This is a genomic window from Candidatus Jidaibacter acanthamoeba (genome assembly GCF_000815465.1).
Lineage (GTDB): Bacteria > Pseudomonadota > Alphaproteobacteria > Rickettsiales > Midichloriaceae > Jidaibacter > Jidaibacter acanthamoebae.
On the sequence record NZ_JSWE01000020.1, the window covers coordinates 1 to 1,085 of the forward strand.

At 36.0% G+C, this 1,085-nt stretch carries 1 protein-coding gene; it reads left to right on the plus strand.

Annotated features, from left to right (window positions below):
• A partial coding sequence (locus NF27_RS10930; protein ID WP_193387648.1) for an ankyrin repeat domain-containing protein occupies window positions 1-1,085 on the plus strand: 1,085 nt, incomplete at both ends.

Genomic DNA, 1,085 nt, shown 5'->3' on the forward strand with positions numbered 1-1,085 from the left:
ATGTCAGGATTAGAGCAGTAGAAGCGCTGGGTAAGGTAGGAGTAGGGCATGGAGAGATAGTAATACCTGTGCTAAGAAATGCTTTAAAGAATGAGTATGGGGATGTCAGGAGCAGTGCAGCAGAAGCACTGGGTAATATAGGAGTAGGGCATGCAGATGTAGTCGTACCTGCGCTAATAAATGCTTCAAAGGATATAAATTTTTGGATCAGGAAAAGTAGTGCAACAAAAGCAATAGGTAAGGTAGGAGTTGGCCGGGAAGAAAGAGTAGGGTGTATTATAGTATCTAAAGTGACAGACAATACAGAGATTACTAAAATTAATGGAGAAGAGAGTTTAAATATAGTAACCCTATATTGTTTTAAGCACGGTTCTGAACCATTTTGGATAGACCTCTTACCCTGGATAGAGCACTCACTCTGGATAGAGCGCTCTTTGAAACATTTTTTAAAAACTAAATCATATGTAATATTTAATGGAAACACCTTAATAGTAAAAGATTTAGGTAGAACACATGAAATTACTTTTACTGAAGCCCAGAAAAAGACACTTTTAGAAGTATTTAAGGAATCAGCAACAGAGAGAGGCCTCTCAACTGAAGTATATGATTACTATTTAGGAAAAGGAACACTAGGATTTAGGAGAGAAGTTGGGGTAATAGAAAAAACCGAACTACATAAAGCAGCAGAGAGTGGAGATTTAGAGGGGGTTAAAAGCATATTAACACAAGGTAGAACAGATATAAATGACCAAAACAATGAAGAAAAAGATACTCCGCTTATAATTGCAGCAAAACATGGTCATATTGGAGTAGTTAAGTATTTAGTTAACCAAGGTGCAGATGTTAGCTGTTTAAATAGACAAGGGGATGATGCACTTAATATCTCTTTATTTATAAATCATAACATTCAGCAAGTTTCTATTTTAACGGAGAAATATTTTATAACCGAGCAAAGGTTAAGAAAGTTGTTAGAAGTGGGTATGGTGAGCTATAGCGGAAGAGCTGATGATGTAACGGTTGCAGATATAGTATATGAGATAACCGGCAATGGAAGACTTAAAAATTGGAAGAATGATATAGAGTTA